Annotated in this window: 19 protein-coding genes; 8 read left to right on the forward strand and 11 right to left on the reverse strand. The window is 46.2% G+C overall.

All coding sequences use genetic code 11. The features are described 5' to 3' along the window. Positions 1-404: 404 nt before the first annotated feature. The 6 genes from OCV11_RS12880 to OCV11_RS12905 all read left to right on the forward strand — a co-directional run bounded on the left by OCV11_RS12880 (position 405) and on the right by OCV11_RS12905 (position 6734). Positions 405-1550, forward strand: a complete 1146-nt coding sequence (locus OCV11_RS12880; RefSeq protein WP_261893297.1) for an ABC transporter substrate-binding protein — start codon at positions 405-407, stop codon at positions 1548-1550. Positions 1551-1643: 93 nt separating this feature from the next. Beyond that, a complete protein-coding gene (locus OCV11_RS12885) occupies positions 1644-2684 on the forward strand; it encodes a branched-chain amino acid ABC transporter permease (RefSeq protein WP_261893298.1) in 1041 nt (346 codons plus the stop codon). Next, positions 2681-4492, forward strand: a complete 1812-nt coding sequence (locus OCV11_RS12890) for a branched-chain amino acid ABC transporter ATP-binding protein/permease (RefSeq protein ID WP_261893299.1) — start codon at positions 2681-2683, stop codon at positions 4490-4492. The genes OCV11_RS12885 and OCV11_RS12890 overlap by 4 nt, the downstream gene beginning before the upstream one ends. Further along, on the forward strand, positions 4489-5262 hold the full coding sequence (locus OCV11_RS12895) for an ABC transporter ATP-binding protein (RefSeq protein ID WP_261893300.1): 774 nt from the start codon (positions 4489-4491) through the stop codon (positions 5260-5262). The genes OCV11_RS12890 and OCV11_RS12895 overlap by 4 nt, the downstream gene beginning before the upstream one ends. Positions 5263-5336: 74 nt before the next feature. Continuing rightward, positions 5337-6104, forward strand: coding sequence for a class II aldolase/adducin family protein (locus tag OCV11_RS12900; protein WP_261893301.1), 768 nt, complete (start codon positions 5337-5339; stop codon positions 6102-6104). A gap of 150 nt (positions 6105-6254) precedes the next feature. Beyond that, complete coding sequence (locus OCV11_RS12905; protein WP_261893302.1) at positions 6255-6734, forward strand: MarR family winged helix-turn-helix transcriptional regulator; 480 nt, start codon at positions 6255-6257, stop codon at positions 6732-6734. A 66-nt stretch (positions 6735-6800) separates the two neighbouring features. On the opposite strand, the gene OCV11_RS12910 is transcribed toward OCV11_RS12905, so the two are convergent. Further along, positions 6801-7211, reverse strand: coding sequence for a type II toxin-antitoxin system YafO family toxin (locus tag OCV11_RS12910; RefSeq protein WP_261893303.1), 411 nt, complete (start codon positions 7209-7211; stop codon positions 6801-6803). Next, complete coding sequence (locus OCV11_RS12915) at positions 7208-7501, reverse strand: type II toxin-antitoxin system Phd/YefM family antitoxin (RefSeq protein ID WP_261893304.1); 294 nt, start codon at positions 7499-7501, stop codon at positions 7208-7210. Before OCV11_RS12915 ends, OCV11_RS12910 begins: the two co-directional genes overlap by 4 nt. A 208-nt stretch (positions 7502-7709) precedes the next feature. Between OCV11_RS12915 and OCV11_RS12920 the strand changes: the two genes are divergently transcribed. Continuing rightward, the gene (locus OCV11_RS12920; protein WP_261893305.1) at positions 7710-8048 is read left to right on the forward strand and encodes a cytosolic protein; all 339 of its coding nucleotides are present in this window, start codon (positions 7710-7712) and stop codon (positions 8046-8048) included. 166 nt (positions 8049-8214) lie between these two features. Here the strand turns inward: OCV11_RS12920 and OCV11_RS12925 are convergent, their stop codons facing one another. The 3 genes from OCV11_RS12925 to OCV11_RS12935 are packed head-to-tail and all read right to left on the reverse strand — an operon-like array spanning position 8215 to position 10998. Next, the gene (locus OCV11_RS12925; protein WP_261893306.1) at positions 8215-8988 is read right to left on the reverse strand and encodes a transporter substrate-binding domain-containing protein; all 774 of its coding nucleotides are present in this window, start codon (positions 8986-8988) and stop codon (positions 8215-8217) included. Positions 8989-9016: 28 nt separating this feature from the next. Beyond that, the gene (locus OCV11_RS12930) at positions 9017-9820 is read right to left on the reverse strand and encodes a carbon-nitrogen hydrolase family protein (RefSeq protein WP_261893307.1); all 804 of its coding nucleotides are present in this window, start codon (positions 9818-9820) and stop codon (positions 9017-9019) included. Between the two features lie 11 nt (positions 9821-9831). Next, positions 9832-10998 (reverse strand): methionine aminotransferase, encoded by a 1167-nt coding sequence (locus OCV11_RS12935; protein ID WP_261893308.1) that lies wholly within the window; start codon positions 10996-10998, stop codon positions 9832-9834. Between the two features lie 128 nt (positions 10999-11126). On the opposite strand from OCV11_RS12935, the gene OCV11_RS12940 reads away from it, so the two are divergent. Then, positions 11127-12005 carry a LysR substrate-binding domain-containing protein gene (locus OCV11_RS12940; RefSeq protein WP_261893309.1) on the forward strand — a complete coding sequence of 293 codons (879 nt, stop codon included), beginning with the start codon at positions 11127-11129 and terminating at the stop codon, positions 12003-12005. On the opposite strand, the gene OCV11_RS12945 is transcribed toward OCV11_RS12940, so the two are convergent. The 6 genes from OCV11_RS12945 to OCV11_RS12970 all read right to left on the reverse strand — a co-directional run bounded on the left by OCV11_RS12945 (position 11975) and on the right by OCV11_RS12970 (position 17432). Continuing rightward, positions 11975-13072, reverse strand: a complete 1098-nt coding sequence (locus OCV11_RS12945) for an iron-containing alcohol dehydrogenase family protein (RefSeq protein ID WP_261893310.1) — start codon at positions 13070-13072, stop codon at positions 11975-11977. The genes OCV11_RS12940 and OCV11_RS12945 overlap by 31 nt on opposite strands. Positions 13073-13094: 22 nt before the next feature. Continuing rightward, positions 13095-14030, reverse strand: a complete 936-nt coding sequence (locus OCV11_RS12950; protein ID WP_261893312.1) for an L-lactate dehydrogenase — start codon at positions 14028-14030, stop codon at positions 13095-13097. Positions 14031-14199: 169 nt separating this feature from the next. Further along, a complete protein-coding gene (hisP, locus tag OCV11_RS12955; protein WP_315972733.1) occupies positions 14200-14976 on the reverse strand; it encodes a histidine ABC transporter ATP-binding protein HisP in 777 nt (258 codons plus the stop codon). A gap of 8 nt (positions 14977-14984) precedes the next feature. Next, the gene (locus tag OCV11_RS12960) at positions 14985-15704 is read right to left on the reverse strand and encodes an ABC transporter permease (protein ID WP_261893313.1); all 720 of its coding nucleotides are present in this window, start codon (positions 15702-15704) and stop codon (positions 14985-14987) included. Then, positions 15701-16408, reverse strand: coding sequence for an ABC transporter permease (locus tag OCV11_RS12965; RefSeq protein WP_315972734.1), 708 nt, complete (start codon positions 16406-16408; stop codon positions 15701-15703). The genes OCV11_RS12960 and OCV11_RS12965 overlap by 4 nt, the downstream gene beginning before the upstream one ends. 391 nt (positions 16409-16799) lie before the next feature. Beyond that, positions 16800-17432 (reverse strand): hypothetical protein, encoded by a 633-nt coding sequence (locus tag OCV11_RS12970; protein WP_261893315.1) that lies wholly within the window; start codon positions 17430-17432, stop codon positions 16800-16802. Between the last annotated feature and the right edge of the window lie 38 nt (positions 17433-17470).

The raw sequence follows: 17470 nt of genomic DNA on the forward strand, positions 1-17470 counted from the left end.
AAAAAGAGTTTATTTTGATTTTTTATTCGACCCCAAATACCGCTAAAAAAGAACTTTTTTATTTAACATTTACACTCTATGCAACCCTATGAACCATGCGGGATTGATGGATATTTAAACAACTTTAGAAAGTCCCTTTGACACCTCCATTTGCGCACGTTATTCAGGCTCACCAGATTGATGCACCCGTGCAATGTGGCACACAACGTGCAGCGCATCCCCGACAAGTTATGACCAACACGATGCTCAAGTAGTCGATATCAAATGCCCTAAACGCCCTTTCTGTCTGAGCTACAGGCGATTTGATCAACCGGCCTACTTGATACACGGGCAAGCAGAAACACAGCGAACAACGTGCAACTGCCAAACAGGATGTCGCCCATTTCCATTGAACGGAGAAAGTTATGCTCTCGAAAAAGTCGTTAATTGCTTTAGCACTTGGTGCTGCCGTACTTACCCCAGCCAGTTATGCCGAGATCAAAATTGGCGTTGTCACCTCTAGCACTGGCCCAATTGCGCTGGTGGGCATTCCACAGAAAAACTCGATTCCACTACTGCCCCAATCGGTAGCCGGAGAAAAAATTACTTACTTACCACTCGACGATGGCAGTGACCCAACCGCCACCGTGAAAGCATTTAAAAAACTGATCAGCGAAGAGCATGTCGATGCGATCATCGGCCCAAGCGGTTCAGGTAATGCGATGGGTGTGATTCAATTTGCGGCCGAAGCCAAAACCCCAATGCTGGCACCAGTTGGCACAGCTGCCGTGGTGCTACCGATGAATGAGCAGAAAAAATGGGTATTTAAAACCACCCAGAATGACGATTTGATTGCCGAAGCGCTGGTCAATCAAATGAAAAAGACTGGGATTAAAACCTTGGGGTTGATCGGCACTGCCGATACCTACGGTGAAAACTGGGCCAAAGTGATGAAATCACTCACCGCCAAAGCGGGTATCACCATCGTCGCCGATGAATACTTTCAGCGCCAAGACACATCGATTACAGGGCAAAGCTTAAAAGTGCTGATGGCTAACCCTGATGCTGTGCTCGTTGCCGCACCAGGCAGTTCGTCAGTCATGCCTGAAACCACACTTAAAGAACAAGGCTACGCTGGGCAGATGTATCAAACCCACGGCGCGGCGCTCGATTCCTTTCTTAAATTGGGTGGACAAGAGGTAGAAGGCACCATTTTGGCTGCGAGCTTAATGTTGGTGTTAAACGATGTTCCGGATAGCCCAGAAAAAGAGGTGGCCCAGAAATACGTCGATGATTATCAAAAGATGTATCAAGTCTCACCACCGACGTTTGGTAGCAACGTGTATGACGCGGGATTACTGCTGCAAAACGCTCTGCCTGCAGCACTCAAAGTCGCTAAACCGGGTACTGAAGAGTTTCGCGTAGCACTACGAGAAGCGTTGGAAAACACCAAAGACCTTCCGGGTACACAAGGGGTGTACAACATGACTCCAGAAGATCACAGCGGATTTGACGAACGCGGCCGAGAGCTGATTCAAGTGAAAAACAATCAGTGGGCTCTGCTCAAATAGCCCACGTATTTCAATTACAAACACTAAAAAAAGGGCAAAGCACGTACTTTGCCTAATCATGCACTTCAAGGAAGATACCGAGGAATCAGAAGGATGAATTTTCAGATTGCTGTACTGCTCGGACAAGATGGAATTACCAATGGCGCCATTTACGCGTTACTCGCGATGTCGATTCTACTGGTTTTTACCGTCACTCGAGTTTTGCTCATCCCACTAGGTGAGTTTGTTACCTATGGCGCGCTGACCATGGCTGCCATTCAGGCGGGCATCGCCCCAAAATCAGTGTGGCTCCTGGTCGCTTTTACCTTAATCACCTGCGTGATGGATCTTTACGCGGTGAAGCAAGGCAAACTCGCCGCCAAATCTATCAGCTTCAGCGCCCTTAAAATCGTTTATGCAATGGCGCTGACCTGCGGCGCGTACTATTTGCCACTCAATACCCTACCTATGTTCATGCAAGGGGTACTGACACTGGCACTGATCGTGCCGCTGGGGCCAATGATTTATCGCGTTTGCTTTCAGCCATTAGCCTCAGCACCCTCATTGGTGTTGCTGATCGTTTCTATTGCTCTGCACGTTGCGATGGTCGGAATTGGCTTACTGATTTTTGGCCCAGAAGGGTCTCGTACTCAGCCATTCTCTTCGAGCGTTTTTCGCTTAGGCGATGTGATGCTCAAAAGCCAAACCATCTGGGTGATCGCCGCATCCCTGTGCTTGATTGTGATGCTATTTATTGCCTTTGATCGCACGCTCTATGGCAAAGCACTCAAAGCCACTGCGATTAACCGCACGGGCGCACGGCTAATCGGCATTTCACCGGATTTCGCCGGCAAGATTACCTTTGCTCTCGCCACCTTTATCGGGGTCGCGTCTGGCATTTTAATCGCCCCAATTACCACTCTTTATTACGACTCTGGTTTTGTTATCAGCCTCAAAGGTTTCGTTGGCGCCATTATTGGTGGTCTAGTGAGCTATCCGGTGGCTGCTCTCGGTTCCGTGGCCGTGGGCTTGGTGGAAGCTCTATCGATGTTTTGGGCCAGCAACTACAAAGAGATCATTGTGTTTATGTTGATTATTCCGTTCTTGGTGTGGCGCTCAATGCGCGGTCAGCATTTAGAGGAGAATGACGGATGAAACTTCGCTTACTGATTGGCGCATTGCTGTTGGTTGCCGTTATTGCGCCACTGGCACTGCCAAGCTACCAAGTTACCTTGCTCAACTATATTGGTTTGTACAGTTTAGTGGTGCTGGGATTGGTGCTACTCACTGGCGTGGCAGGAATGACCAGCTTTGGTCAGGCCGCCTTTGTTGGACTGGGCGCTTACACTACCGCTTATCTCACCACCAGCGAACAGTTACCAACTTGGCTGGCATGGACTGCCGGATCGCCTTGGATCGCTTTGATCATCGGATTGGTGCTTACCGCAGCTATCGCTCTACTTTTGGGCAGCATTACCTTAAAGCTCTCTGGGCACTATTTACCTTTAGGCACCATTGCTTGGGGGATCTCTCTGTACTATCTCTTTGGCACATTACCTGCCATGGGCGGACATACTGGGTTAAGCGGCTTACCCTCCTTGGAGCTGTTTGGCATTAGCCTAAAAAGCACCTCCGATATGTTTTACCTGATTTGGGCCATTTTGCTGGTAGCGGTCGTGATCACCGCCAATCTTCTGAACTCCCGTGAAGGTCGGGCGATTCGCGCCCTGAAAAATGGTCAGCTAATGGCAGAAGCGATGGGGATTAATACCTTTCGCTCTAAGATGGTGATCTTCCTTATCTCTGCTCTCTTCGCTGCTATTTCTGGCTGGCTTTATGCTCACATGCAACGGTTTGTGAACCCAACGCCCTTTGGTTTAGGAATGGGGATTGATTATCTCTTTATGGCACTCGTTGGTGGGGTCGGCCATGTGTGGGGCGCGATTTTAGGTGCGGGTATCCTCACTATGCTCAAACAGTGGCTGCAAGACTACTTACCGAGCATCTTAGGCAGTGACGGTCAATATGAGACCATCATTCTCGGCTTGATGATCGTGTTGCTCATGCAAAAAAGCCCAGAAGGACTTTGGCCCAATCTGATTAAACACCTGCCTAAGCGGTGGCAACCTAAACGGATGCAAAAAATAGCGCCGAGCCAATCTCCAGCTCAACCACTAAGCAAACGAACTCAACCCAAAGCGGGTACTAAAGTGTTAGAAGCGAGCAACATTACACGTCGTTTCGGCGGCTTAGTGGCCAATAATGAAGTGAGTTTTTCTCTCTATGCAGGTGAAATACTGGCGTTAATTGGGCCTAATGGCGCGGGGAAAAGCACCATGTTTAACCAACTCTCAGCGGTAGACACCCCAAGTGATGGTGAAGTGCGCTTTCTCGGGCAAAGCTTAAAAGGCAAAACCGCGCGGGAAGTCTCCCACATGGGCATGAGCCGAACTTTCCAACACGTCAAACTCATTCCGACCATGACGGTTTTGGAAAACGTCGCGCTGGGCGCACACCAACGTGGACAAAAAGGGGTTTGGAGTGCCGCACTGCATACCGACCGTCAAGAAGAGCTGCAAATTTTGGCTGAGGCTAAACAGCAACTTGAGCGCGTTGGCCTGGGTGACTATCTCTACCATGAAGCGGGTAGCTTAGCCCTTGGACAGCAACGTATTTTGGAAATTGCTCGCGCCCTATGCAGCGACCCCTGCGTATTACTGCTCGATGAACCTGCCGCAGGTCTACGCCATAAAGAGAAACAAGCATTAGCCACGCTTTTGGACAAACTGCGTAAAGAAGGCATGGCGATTTTGATCGTGGAACACGATATGGATTTCGTCATGAATCTGGTGGATCGAATTGTGGTGATGGAGTTTGGCGAGAAAATCGCTGAAGGGTTACCTGAAGAGATCCAAAGTAATCCCGCCGTATTAGAAGCCTACTTAGGAGGAGTTGCAGAATGAGCCAAGTTACCCCACTCAAGGTAAAACCTGCCCTACTCAATGTCGAAGATCTCTGTGTCTCGTACGGTCAGGTCGATGCCTTGCATCATGTTGATCTTTCATTAAAAGAGGGCCAACTCATTACTGTGATTGGGCCAAATGGCGCTGGCAAAAGTACCTTATTATCAGCTCTCATGGGGCTTTTGCCTGCGCGCGGTACGATTCGCTTTGACGGTCAACCTCACCAGCAAAGTTCAGTAGAATCACTGGTGGAAAGAGGCTTGGTGTTAGTGCCAGAAAAGCGCGAACTGTTCACCTCAATGAGCGTGGAAGATAACCTCAAGCTCGGCGCTTTCTTACGTTATCGCAAGGGCGATGGCAGCTATAAATTCACCCTAGATGAGATTTACAGTCTGTTCCCTCGCCTACTAGAACGTCGTCATCAGCAAGCAGGTACGCTCTCCGGCGGTGAGAGACAAATGCTCGCCATTGGTCGCGCCATGATGAGCAAACCCAAAGTGCTAATGCTAGATGAACCCAGCCTTGGGTTAGCCCCGTTAATCACTCGTGATATTTTTAGAATCTTTAATGACTTACGCTGCCAAGGCGTCTCTATTTTACTGATTGAGCAAAACGCGCGAGCGGCCTTAAAAGTCGCCGATTACGCCTATGTATTGGAAGGCGGCAAGATTGCTTTGCAAGGACCTGCAGCCGAACTTGCCAACGATTCACGCGTGATTGATGCCTACCTTGGTGTGGCAAGTAAGCACCAAGAACGCTTAACCGGTTAATCAGAAAAAACTTGCAATGACCAGATGTGGTAACGCATCTGGCACCCTCTTTTTACCTCAAAAACAAGGAAGATATGATGAGTAAAGCAACACAAAAACCTGCCCATATTTCTGACGCAGAATGGGCACTACGCATTAAATTGGCTTACTGCTATCACCTAATCGATTTTTTTGGTTGGACTGAGACCATTTTCAACCACATATCGGCTCGCCTACCGGATGTTGAAGGGGAATATCTGGTCAATCCATTTGGTCTTAACTACACCGAAATTACACCGGAAAATCTGATCAAAGTGGATGTGAACGGACACAAATTAGACGATTCACCTTACGATGGTAACCCTGCTGGTTTTGCTCTGCACGGAGCCATTCACGCGGCTCGCGCCGATGTTCACTGCGTTATTCATACTCACACCAACGCCGTCTCCGCTGTGGCAATGAAAGAACAAGGTTTTAACCACGATAACTTCTATGGTGCGCAGCTTTATGGTCGTGTTGGATACCATACTTTTGAAGGCATTACTCTGTTTGAAGATGAAAAGTCACGCATGCTAGCCAGCCTAGGTGATAAACATGTTTTGGTGCTACGTAATCATGGGATTGCAGTGGGCGAATACGATATTGAGCGTACACTTTTCTTACTGTGGACAGTACAGCGCGCGGCAGAAATTCAACTGGCAGCCGGAGCGATGGGTGGCAATGATGTCAAACTGCCTGAGGCGATTGGCGAAAAATGTGCAGGGTTAACTCAAATGCTGATCAAAGAGAGCAGTTTTGCCGATAAATTCTTTGAAGCGATGGTACGCAAAATGGAAGCTGAACGCGGCCCATGCTGGAGCTAAAATTGCGTACTTTACTGCTTGGTCACAGACCGCTTATTTGACCAAGAGATTCGTTCGCTAACATGCCTTGTTTTGTGTATTATCTGTACCAATTTCAGTAAGGTAACACTATTACTGAACACGATAATGACAACAAGACAAGGCTGTTCAATGACTGAAAATTCCCGTCTGCCCAGAAGTCAAAGGTACAATCCATCCAGTCAGGATTTTCACAAGGAAGACTTCCCTTTTTATTGGCTGGCCCAAGTACATGGCCGTTATTCGCAAGCCATGGAGCGAGCACTTAAAAAGGTCAACCTCGATATTCCTCGCTGGCGCATTCTCGCAACCTTAAATCAAGAAGGCTGTTGCAGTATTTCGCAAATCGCCTTGCACTCAATAGCTAAACTGCCCACCGTCACCAAAATCATCCAACGAATGAAAGAAGATCAACTGGTTGAAACCCAAATCAGCGCCGATGACGGACGCGTTACGGAAGTGGTGATTACCGACAAAGGCCGCGCCGCTTTAGATGAAATCCACGCCGCCACCGCCCCACTGTTTCGCGACAGTTTTAAAGGAATGACCCAAGCACAGATTCAGCGCCTCAATAAACTGCTTGAACAGCTATTTCATAATTTGCCTGAGTAGGTGAAGGGAAATAAAGCCGTGTCAGAAGGTGAAGTGAGTTCTGGCACGGTTATGGGTAACAACGCTTTAGAATTTCTGCCTAAATTTTTCGGCTATCAAACCCAAGTTATGCATGATAATTCGATTACGAGCTTGCTCATGAGCGTTAGGAGCAAGGATGGCGATTAACAGAAAGCAACTACGATCATTCCAACCTTGACAATATACTAGGTGCTTATCACTCGTTTGGTAAAACTGAATAGAACTTAAGAACGGAGCATCACTAGCAGCTAAATGAATGTGCTTCACTTCCTCTGATTTCAAGAGCGGTAATGTGTTGGGATGATCATAAGCTTCATCTCGACCAAAAAAATCCGGTTTTTGCCCCGTTTCCTTGTAGTGTTTAAAGTCTTTAGCCAACGATTGAAGCTCACTTTCCGTCAGTGAGTCAATTAAGATCTTATGCTTAAAAACTCGAATATTTAACGAGTTACTCACTCTTGAAAATCATCCAAATCACTTTCTTCGAGCTCGGTTAATGCTTGAGCATTCAGATGAGCAATGACTTCTAGGCGAGCACTCATTGGCCTAAATGATGAAACAGAGCCAGAATTCTTAGCTTCTAAAGCTTTCATTAGTCCTTCAAAAAAAGTAGCGCTCATCATATAACCCGCTGGCTCATTGTTCGATAGGATTACGACAGGCTCTCCTGATAAGCAATCTTTAAAATGCTTTCTAGCTTCGCTTGATGACACAGCTTTTTCTGCATAGATTCGACTTGTTTTCATAACACACCTGAGTACTTAATTATGTACTTAATATTGTATATTGGCGTTGATTATTTGTACAGAATCAAGTCGATTGACGCATGTACTTCACCAAATGGAACAATAACCTATTTCAAATGGCTCGAGAGAACAACCACCTTTAGCCACGATCTACTACGTTTCCCCTAATAGTGATAACATTCCCGCATCAGAATGACCGAGAAAATCTATGTTTATCCATCATGTTAATGACATCGACTGGCTGGTAATTACCGCTTTTGAAGAATTCAAAACTTTATTTATCGAAGATGCCGGTGCGATCCCTGCTTGCTTCTCTACCACCAGCGAATTGAGTCTGATTGATCAAGCCAGGCGCACTTATGGATATTTGCCAAAACTCAGCGGCATAATCACCGATACTGGAACCTATCAAAGTACGGATATCAAAGAGGATTTACATCCACAGCTTGCCTGCTTAGTAGAAGGGCGAGGTCGAGTGTTTATCTATCACGGCGGCTTTGTCGCTTTTGTGGATGACGAGCAAACCTTCATTACCCGAATCGACTAAACGTGATTCAGTGAGTTGCAATGGAGCGAAGTCAGATTCAAGCTTCAATAACAAACAATGCAGCCGTTATCCCCCAAAGAAAAAAACACACAGTGGATGCAACTGTGTGTTTTTTATTAGAGATGTTGTGTTTGCAGAAACGGTCTGCAAGATAAGCGGTTAACGCTTATTTCACGCTGACATCAAAGCCTGTGAAGTATTGTGCAGCCAGTTTTTTCACTGTGCCGTCATCTTGTACTTCTTTGATGGCTTTGTTGAATTTTGCTTTTAGCTCATCGCTGCCTTTACGCAGACCAAAACCGATACCGCTGCCTAGGATTTTAGCGTCTTCAACCGGTTCGCCGATAAAGCCATAGCCTTTGCTTTCTGGTTTGCTGAGGAAGCCTGCTTGACCAGCTGCTGCCATCACTAATGTACCGTCGATACGACCGGTCATCATGTCGGAATAAACCATGTTTTGGTCTTTATACGCTGTCACGGTTACGCCTTTTGGTTCCCAGTGAGCTTTTGCGTACACTTCTTGGATTGAACCTTGAAGCACACCAATGTTTTTGCCGCGTAGCGCATCAGCTGTTGGTGCGAGGTTTTGATCTACACGAGCGATCAGCTGTGAAGGAATACGGTAGATTGGATTGGTAAAATCGATCGCTTTAGCACGCTGCTCAGTAATGTTCATCGCAGAGTTGATCACGTCGAATTTTTTCGCATTCAGTGCAGGAATCAGCGTATCAAAGCTGCTTTCTTTCCAGACACATTCGGTTTTCATACGTTCACAAATAGCTTTACCCAGCTCAATATCAAAGCCGACTAATTCGCCTTTGGCATTTTTACTTTCGAAAGGAGGGTATTCTGCTTCTAAGCCGTAACGTACGGTATCTGCAAAAGAAGAAGCTGATGCCATCAAACCCAAAGCAAGCATCACTAAACGCGCTTTATTCATAGTAATTCCCTTGTTATCCAATCAGTAACTAATAAAAAATCCGGTTCTTTAACGCCGGTAATTGTTGTCGACTTTGATCAAGTCGTTCTAAATCGATTTCCGCAGTGACGACGCCTTCACCCTCTTTCAGCATTGCCAGCACTTCGCCCCAAGGGCCGATGATCATACTGTGACCAAAAGTGCGATTGCCGTTGGGATGAACGCCCGTTTGCGCCGCTGCAATCACGACACATTGGTTTTCCACAGCGCGAGCTCGAAGTAATAGCTCCCAATGTGCTTGACCTGTGGTGTACGTAAACGCAGCAGGAACCGTGATCATCTCATACTCCTTATGCAGACGATACAGCTCAGGAAACCGTAAATCATAACAGACGGAAGGTCTGACCTTGGCAAAAGGCAGTTCAAATGTGGTAACGACCTTGCCAGGATAAAGTGTGTCTGATTCTTTGTAACTCTCTTGCCCGTTATCAAAGCCAAATAGGTGAATTTTATCGTAGCGACCGACACATTCACCCTCTGGGTTAAACAGCAAGTTAGTGTTGTAAACTTTGTCTTTATCAGGGCTGATTAACGGAATGGTGCCAGCCGACAACCACACCTGCGCCTCTTTGGCTATCGCACGCAGCGCTTGCGAAATCACTCCACCGCTGTCGGGTTCGGCATGCGCCAAACGCGCTGCATCATTTTGCCCAATAAAGCAAAAATACTCTGGCAAAACAACAAACTGCGCCCCCTTTTGAGCGGCTTCAAGAACCCACTTTCTGGCACGCTGCAGGTTATCAGCAACATCGTCGTTGCTGTTCATCTGAATCGCGGCAACCGTGACTTTCACAGGAAGACTCCTTAATCAAACCGAGCGCGACAGAGTGCCTGTGCGCCGGCAATGATGGTCGCATCGTCTTTCGCAAACGACAGACGAATCACTTTGTTATCTGTGCCATCAGTATAAAACGCGGAAAGTGGAATGGTTGCAACCCCTTGTTCTTTGATTAAACGGGTCACCACATCACTGTCTTTCTCTTGGCTTAAGTGTCCATAGCTGGCGAGCAAGAAGAAAGAACCACTGCTTGGAATTAGTTCAAACGGACTTTCAGCCAGAGATGAGATCATCAAGTCACGTTTATGTTGGTAAAACTTCGCCAGATGCAAATAGGTTTGTGGATCTTTCATGTACTCAGCAAACGCATACTGCATTGGTGTATCCGCTGAGAACATAAGGAACTGGTGAACTTTCACCACTTCGTCCATCAAAGCTTGTGGCGCAACACAATACCCCACACGCCAACCTGTCACATGGAAGGTTTTCCCAAAAGAAGAAATAATCACACTGCGCGCCGCTAACTCGCTGTGAGTGGCCATGCCGCAATGGGGTTTATCATCAAACACGATGTGCTCGTAAACTTCGTCAGACAAAATCACGATGTCAGTATTACGGGTAATAGCAGCCAGCTCATCAAGATCCGCTTTGTTTAGCACTTGCCCTGTCGGGTTATGCGGAGTGTTGATGATGATCATTTTGGTTTTGCTGGTAATGGTGGCACGCACTTCATCCCAGTTAATACCAAAATCAGGCGACTGCAATTTAAGCGGGATCGCCTTAGCACCTTGCAAACGAACAATCGGAGCATAGCTATCGAAAGAGGGTTCGAAATAGATCACTTCATCGCCTGGATGAACTAACGCAGAAATCGTTGAATAGATCCCTTGGCTAGCACTGGCGGTGACCAGAATTTCCCGTTCTACATCGTATGAGCGCCCATAGACATTCTGGATTTTTTCCGCGATGCGCTCACGCAGTAACCCGTACCCTGTCATCACAGCGTATTGGTTATGGTTATTCTCCATCGCGCGCGTTACGCCTTTGATCAACTCAGAATCACAGGCAAAGTTAGGAGCACCTTGAGATAAGTTGATGGCTTTGTAACGGCTGGATAATTCACCAATAACAGAAAATATGGTGGTACCAACATCATCCAATTTAGTGCGCGATGAAACGGGAGTGTGAATCATGAAAACCTCTTAACGACAACTATCCACCGACAGTTCTAGACCCGATAATTTACCGTGATAACCGTTGTCGCGAGTATCGAATTCTTGTCATAATAGGCATGAGAAAAACACATAGCTTGGACTTTTTGATGTCACGACGCACACCACCATTTAATGCTCTGTATGCTTTTGTTATTACTGCAAAACATCTAAATTTCACCCATGCGGCTAATGAGCTGTGCGTGACGCAAGGTGCTGTCAGTCGTCAAATTGCCACCTTAGAAGAGTACTTGGGCTTTGCGGTATTTAACCGCCTGGCGCGCGGATTATCCTTAACCGCGCAAGGACAAGAGATCTTGCCTGAGCTGCAAAAGGCGTATGACCAACTGCTGAGCGTAACTGAAAAGGCGAGTTTGCAGCGCAGTGAAATTCGTTTAAAAGCCCCCACCTGTTCAATGCGTTGGTTAGTACCTAAGCTGATGCAATTTCAACAAGAAAAGCCGCATATTCATGTCTCGTTGACCACCACAACCGATCACGACGTCAACTTTCGTACTGAGAATTTTGATGCTGGGATCGTGTTTCGCGCCGCTCATGGTGAAGGTCATCATGGACTCAAGCTATTTGAAGAGGCGATTTCACCGGTGATCGCCTCCCACATTGCCCCGTCGGATCTCAATATTTCCTTAGAGAAATACACCTTACTGCATCCAACGCAAGATCAAACCGACTGGTCACTGTGGCTCAAAGAGACCCACCACATAGCGCCTAATTCCCATAAACATCAGTATTTTAATACCATGGATTTAGCAATTAGTGCGGCGGTACAAGGCTTTGGCATCGCCATGGCAGATGTCCATTTGGTCGAAGATGATATTCGCATGAAGCGCCTCGTTAAACCGTTCGCTGAAAACGTAAAAACCGGTGCCAGTTATTATCTGGTACACCGGTCTTCATCCAACTCTTCTCAAGTATTAGAAGAGTTCATCAGCTGGTTTTACAGTGTTGCAGAAAGCGCTGACACATGATGCATCGCCGCAATGGTCTGCTCGATAGAGACTTTGATTGGCATGTTATCCATATCGCTGGTGGCAACCGCAGCTTGAGCAACTAAGAAGAGCTCTTCTTCAGTAAGATCAGCGGCAATCTCATTAAGTGATACCGGCACAGCACAACGTTTTGCTAACTGAATCGCATCAATGATTTCAGAGTCAGGACGACCTTCCAAAGACAATAGGCACAAGTTACCAAAACCCACTAGCAAACCGTGGCCAAATTCGCGAGTCTTATCAATCACGGTAAACCCATCGTAAATTGCATGTGCAGCAGCAACGTGATCGCCTACACCCATGGTTGAGGTCAACGCAGCAAAAATAAAGATCGCATCCATCACTTGCTCAAGGGCAAAACCGGCTTCTTTACGCGTCACTTCCGCAACCGCTTCTTCGCCATAGCGATTGATAACGTCGTAACACAAACGACCATTACTAAATGCTGACATATTCAACGCACATTGAGGTGCCTTTTCAGCAATTGCGCGAAATTCATACCATTTCGCTAATGTATCCCCAAGGCCTGCGGCTAACCAACGCAGCGGAGCTTCAGCAATGAGTGCGCTGTCTAACACCACAAAAGCAGGAGCATTTTCTAACTTATAGATGTAATCGTAGTGGCCGTTATCATGGTAAACCACGGAAACAGAAGAGTTTGAAGCGCAGGTTGCAGCGATGGTGGGAATGGTAGCCACAGGCAAACCTAGGCTTTCACCTACGGCTTTACCAGTATCAATTGCTTTACCACCCCCAACACCGACGATGACATCGGCTTTGAATTCTTTTGCCAATTTCACTAAACGGTCGATATTGGTTTGCGATGTTTCACCACCAAACCACTGCGTTTGCACCACAAAATTGTGTTCTGCATTTTGGGCAAGGCAGAGATCCAATTTAGGCATCACACTGGCCAAAGCGCGCTCACCACCAATCACAAATAGGCGATGGCCTTTGGTTGCAACGGCAGGCAGAAAATCATTTAGCGCCCCTTTACCACGTAAAATTTGGCCAGGGAACGGGAGTTTCATTATTGTGTTTGACATGTTTTTTCTTCTCGCGTGATGCTTATTTTACCGTTGGACGGTGCTTTTTAATGATGTTACAAGTTTGCGTCATTAGGTCTTGTTCTTCAGACGTTAGGCTCAGTTCAAGAATGGTTTGCACGCCCTCTTTACCAATCACACAAGGCGTACTGGCGTAGACATCGTGCTGACCATATTGACCTTTGAGCAGGGTTGAACAAGGTAAGACACGACCATCATCGTGGAAGATGGCATCGATCAGCTCACAAGCTGCGGTGCTGATACCAAATTCAGTGGCACTTTTGCCTTTAAAAATATCCCAACCGGCACGAATCACTTCGTGTTGTAGTGCGGCAAAATCCAATCCATCGAAACGACCAGATTGATCTTTTAGGCACTCAGCTAATGGTACACCCATAAAAGAAACATGGCTTTGTGCTACAAACTGGCTATTACCGTGTTCACCTAAACAATAGGCTTGGATATAACGTGGCGAGATGCCAGTTTCACGAGACAGCGCCGCGCGCAAACGTGCAGAGTCGATTAAGGTGCCTGTCCCGATAACGGAAAAACCGGTCAGTTCATGAAAATATTGCGCAACTACATCACATGGGTTGGTAATTGAAATCACCACACCGTTGAACTTGGTGGCTTTGAGCTTAGTCGCCACTTCATTAATGATGCTCAGGTTGTTATCCAATTCAAGCAAGCGGTTCTCTTCCACAATAGGACCACTAGCACTGATGACAACAACGTCAGCATCATCCAGATCGGAATACTCACCACAACTGATGGTCATACGGTGATAACCAAAAGCGGCACCGTCGCGTAAGTCGATACGATGACTTTCTGCTTTCTGAGTATCCTTATCAATCAAAACCAATTCATCACACAACCCACGAGTCACAAGATGGCTAGCCACATGTGAACCCACTCGTCCAACGCCGATAACGGCTACTTTTCTGGTTTTGATACTCATAATCGATCCCTGCCTTTGTTGTGTTTACAGTGGGCATGGCAACTTAGATGATTCACGCGCTAGTGAGTAGCGAATTGTGATCATAGTAGCCATGAGAAAAAGTCAGATCTGCGCAAACGGCTTGCTGCAGATAGAAAAAAACCTGACATGGTCAGGTTTTCTAGAAACGTTATTTGAGAGCTCCGGAGAGGAATTGCTGAAGTCGTTCGCTCTTTGGATTTCCTAAGACTTCCTCAGGAGCGCCTTGTTCTTCTATCTTTCCTTGATGTAAGAACACCACATGGTTGGACACATGGCGTGCAAAGCCCATTTCATGGGTCACCACCACCATGGTTTTTCCTTCTTCCGCCAATTGCTGCATGATTTTGAGTACTTCACCCACAAGTTCTGGGTCGAGGGCTGAAGTCGGTTCGTCGAACAGCAAAACTTCTGGCTCCATGGTTAACGCACGTGCAATCGATACACGTTGCTGTTGACCACCAGAGAGTTGCGCTGGGTATTTCTGGCGAGCCTTGGCATCAATCCCTACTTTATCAAGATACATTTCTGCACGTTTAATGGCTTCTGCTTTAGGCATTTTTAACACATTGACCGGAGCTGCAATGACGTTTTCTAGCACTGTCATGTGTTCCCATAGATTGAAGTGTTGGAACACCATAGTCAACTGTGTGCGTAGATTTTGTAGCTCTTTTTTATTCACTACGTTCAGTTCACCTTCAGCATCCGCTTTCATCTGAATGGCTTTACCATTAACGAAAATTTCGCCCGCACAGGGCTTTTCAAGGAAATTCAAACAACGTAAGAAGGTACTTTTACCTGAACCGGATGAACCAATAATACTGATCACATCACCGGCTTTCGCTTCAAGAGAAACGCCTTTTAATACCTCGTGATTACCATATTTTTTATGCAGGTTGCTGACTGCGAGTTTTGTTGTATTCATCATGGACCTCACTATGCATTCTGTGACGCAGGAGCTAAATGTTTCAGCCAGCGTTTTTCTGCTCGTTTAAACAAGCTAATTAAAATTAGAGAAATAATTAAGTAAATCACTGCCGCAATGCCAAAGGCATGGAACGGCATGTAAGTCGCAGCGTTAACATCACGCGCAATTTTCAAAATATCCGGCACGGTTGCCGCAAAGGCCAGCGACGTTGAGTGCAGCATCATGATCACTTCGTTACTGTAAGAAGGCATGGCGCGGCGCAGTGCTGAAGGGATAATGATCTTGGTGTACATCGCCCAAGTGCTAAAGCCATAAGCGCGCGCAGCTTCCACTTCACCCGCTTTGGTTTCACGAATCGAACCGGCAAAAATTTCCGTGGTGTAAGCACAAGTGTTCAGCACCAAAGAGAGCAACACACAGTTATAACCACTACGGAAGAACCAGTTTAAAAACTCGGTATCACGCACAAAGCCCAACGTATAAACGCCGGAGTAGAACACCAACAGCTGCACATAGAGTGGCGTACCACGAAATACGTAGGAGAATAGCCACACAGGCACCGAGAAAATCTTGTATGACGATACGCGGGCAACTGAAAGTGGAATCGAGATACAAAAACCAATCGAAACTGACACCACCAATAACCACAAGGTCACGGCGACACCTGTTAGGTGGTATCCATCGGTCCATAAGAAAGAGATGCCGTACTGTTGTAAAATCTCAATCATAGCTGTGCCTTCTTATGTCCAGTAGAAAAGACGCGGTTCAACCACCAGAACACCAAATTGGAAATCGTGGTAAACATCAGATAAAGCACACCAGCGACGATAGTAAAGAAGAAGAAATGATAAGTTCCTTTCCCTGCATCTTGCGTCACTTTCACAATATCGACTAAGCCAATAATGGAGACCAAAGCAGTCGCTTTCATGGTCACCAGCCAGTTATTCGATAGACCTGGCAGAGCAAAACGCATCATCAGAGGGAAGATGATTTTGATAAAGACTTGCGCCGGAGTAAAACCGTATGCCACACCCGCTTCAATCTGACCTTTAGAGACCGTCATAAATGCGCCGCGGAACGTTTCGGTAAAGTAGGCACCGTAGATGAAGCCGATGGTTATCACACCAGCAGAGAATGGGTCGATATCAATTTGATCCATGCCCAGAGATTCTGTCACGCTGTTGAGCGCCATCTGCAGGCCATAGAAAATCACCAACATCAGTACCAAATCCGGCACACCACGAATCAAGGTTGTATAACAATCAGCAATGATAGCGAGAGGTTTTGAACCAAATAATTTTGCTATCGCAGAGACAAGTCCTAAGACAATCGCCACCAACACCGACAATAATGCCAATTGAATAGTGACCACTGAACTCTGCCAAATTATGCTTTGATAGTCATGTAATATGCTTACATACTCGTGTAGCATCTGGAAAGCTCCTGACTAAAAAGTGGTTACCCCACCAAAGTGAAACAAGATGAATAAAACCACTAAAAATCGAATAAAAGTGCAAGAATTTGCAAAATAGTAATAAGAGTCGCTGAGTCTATCACACTTATTTTCAATGATTAAAGAGATTAAAAACCAATTGGTCACTAATGTTTAGTATTTTCTCATTGCATAGATATTCAATAAAAGTCAAAAACAGCATGCTGAACTGTTACTTAGCGAGAATTCAGACATAAAAAAAGCCATCTAAAAAAAGATGGCTTTTTTGCATAATTATCTTTTCAGGCAATCACACTGCTAATGGGGATTTCTGAAGAAGAAACCACCAGCAGTTCATACCAACAGTTCGTTATAAAGAGCGAGTGTGACCTTAGAAGTTACGACACAAGGCTTCTTTACCAAAGAGATCTAGCTCATTAGGCATGACGTAAACTTTTTCTAAGCCACAATCGATACGGATAGCTTGGTCGGAATGACGTGCATCTGCGGTTGAATACTGAAAGTGACTGACAAACAGCAGCACGGCAGCAAACACACCAACCGAACCTAATACCATTTGAGTGACACCATAACGGCGATAAAAACTTGGGTGCCAACCTTTCCACAACGATTCACCTTGTGTGAGTTTGCGATAGTAATCGAAGTTCGCTAACTGAGCACTCATGGCTGAAGGCGGTAACCAATAGCACATATCAGGGAAGCGCACACCGAGGAGATATTCCACTGCAAGGAGCAGCGCACTCCAAAGCATAGTGACGGAGAAGATTAATCCCGCTTTGCCGACCATTCCTTTAAACAGGTAGTAAGCAAACCCGCCAAGAAATGCCAAAGGATTGAAAGAGAGCAGCATGCGCTCTTTCCAATTAAGATTTTTATAAGCCGATGATTTAAATACATCTGAGCGACTTCGATCTTGGGCACCTAATGTATCGAACAGCTCAAAACGCCGTTTCCAAACATCACTTACCCCAAGACTCATCGCATCGATAGTCTGGTTATTCATTATTATTACCTAGCCAATTTATTTTTTATATTTGTATA

This window comes from Vibrio porteresiae DSM 19223, from assembly GCF_024347055.1.
GTDB classification, from domain to species: Bacteria; Pseudomonadota; Gammaproteobacteria; order Enterobacterales; family Vibrionaceae; genus Vibrio; species Vibrio porteresiae.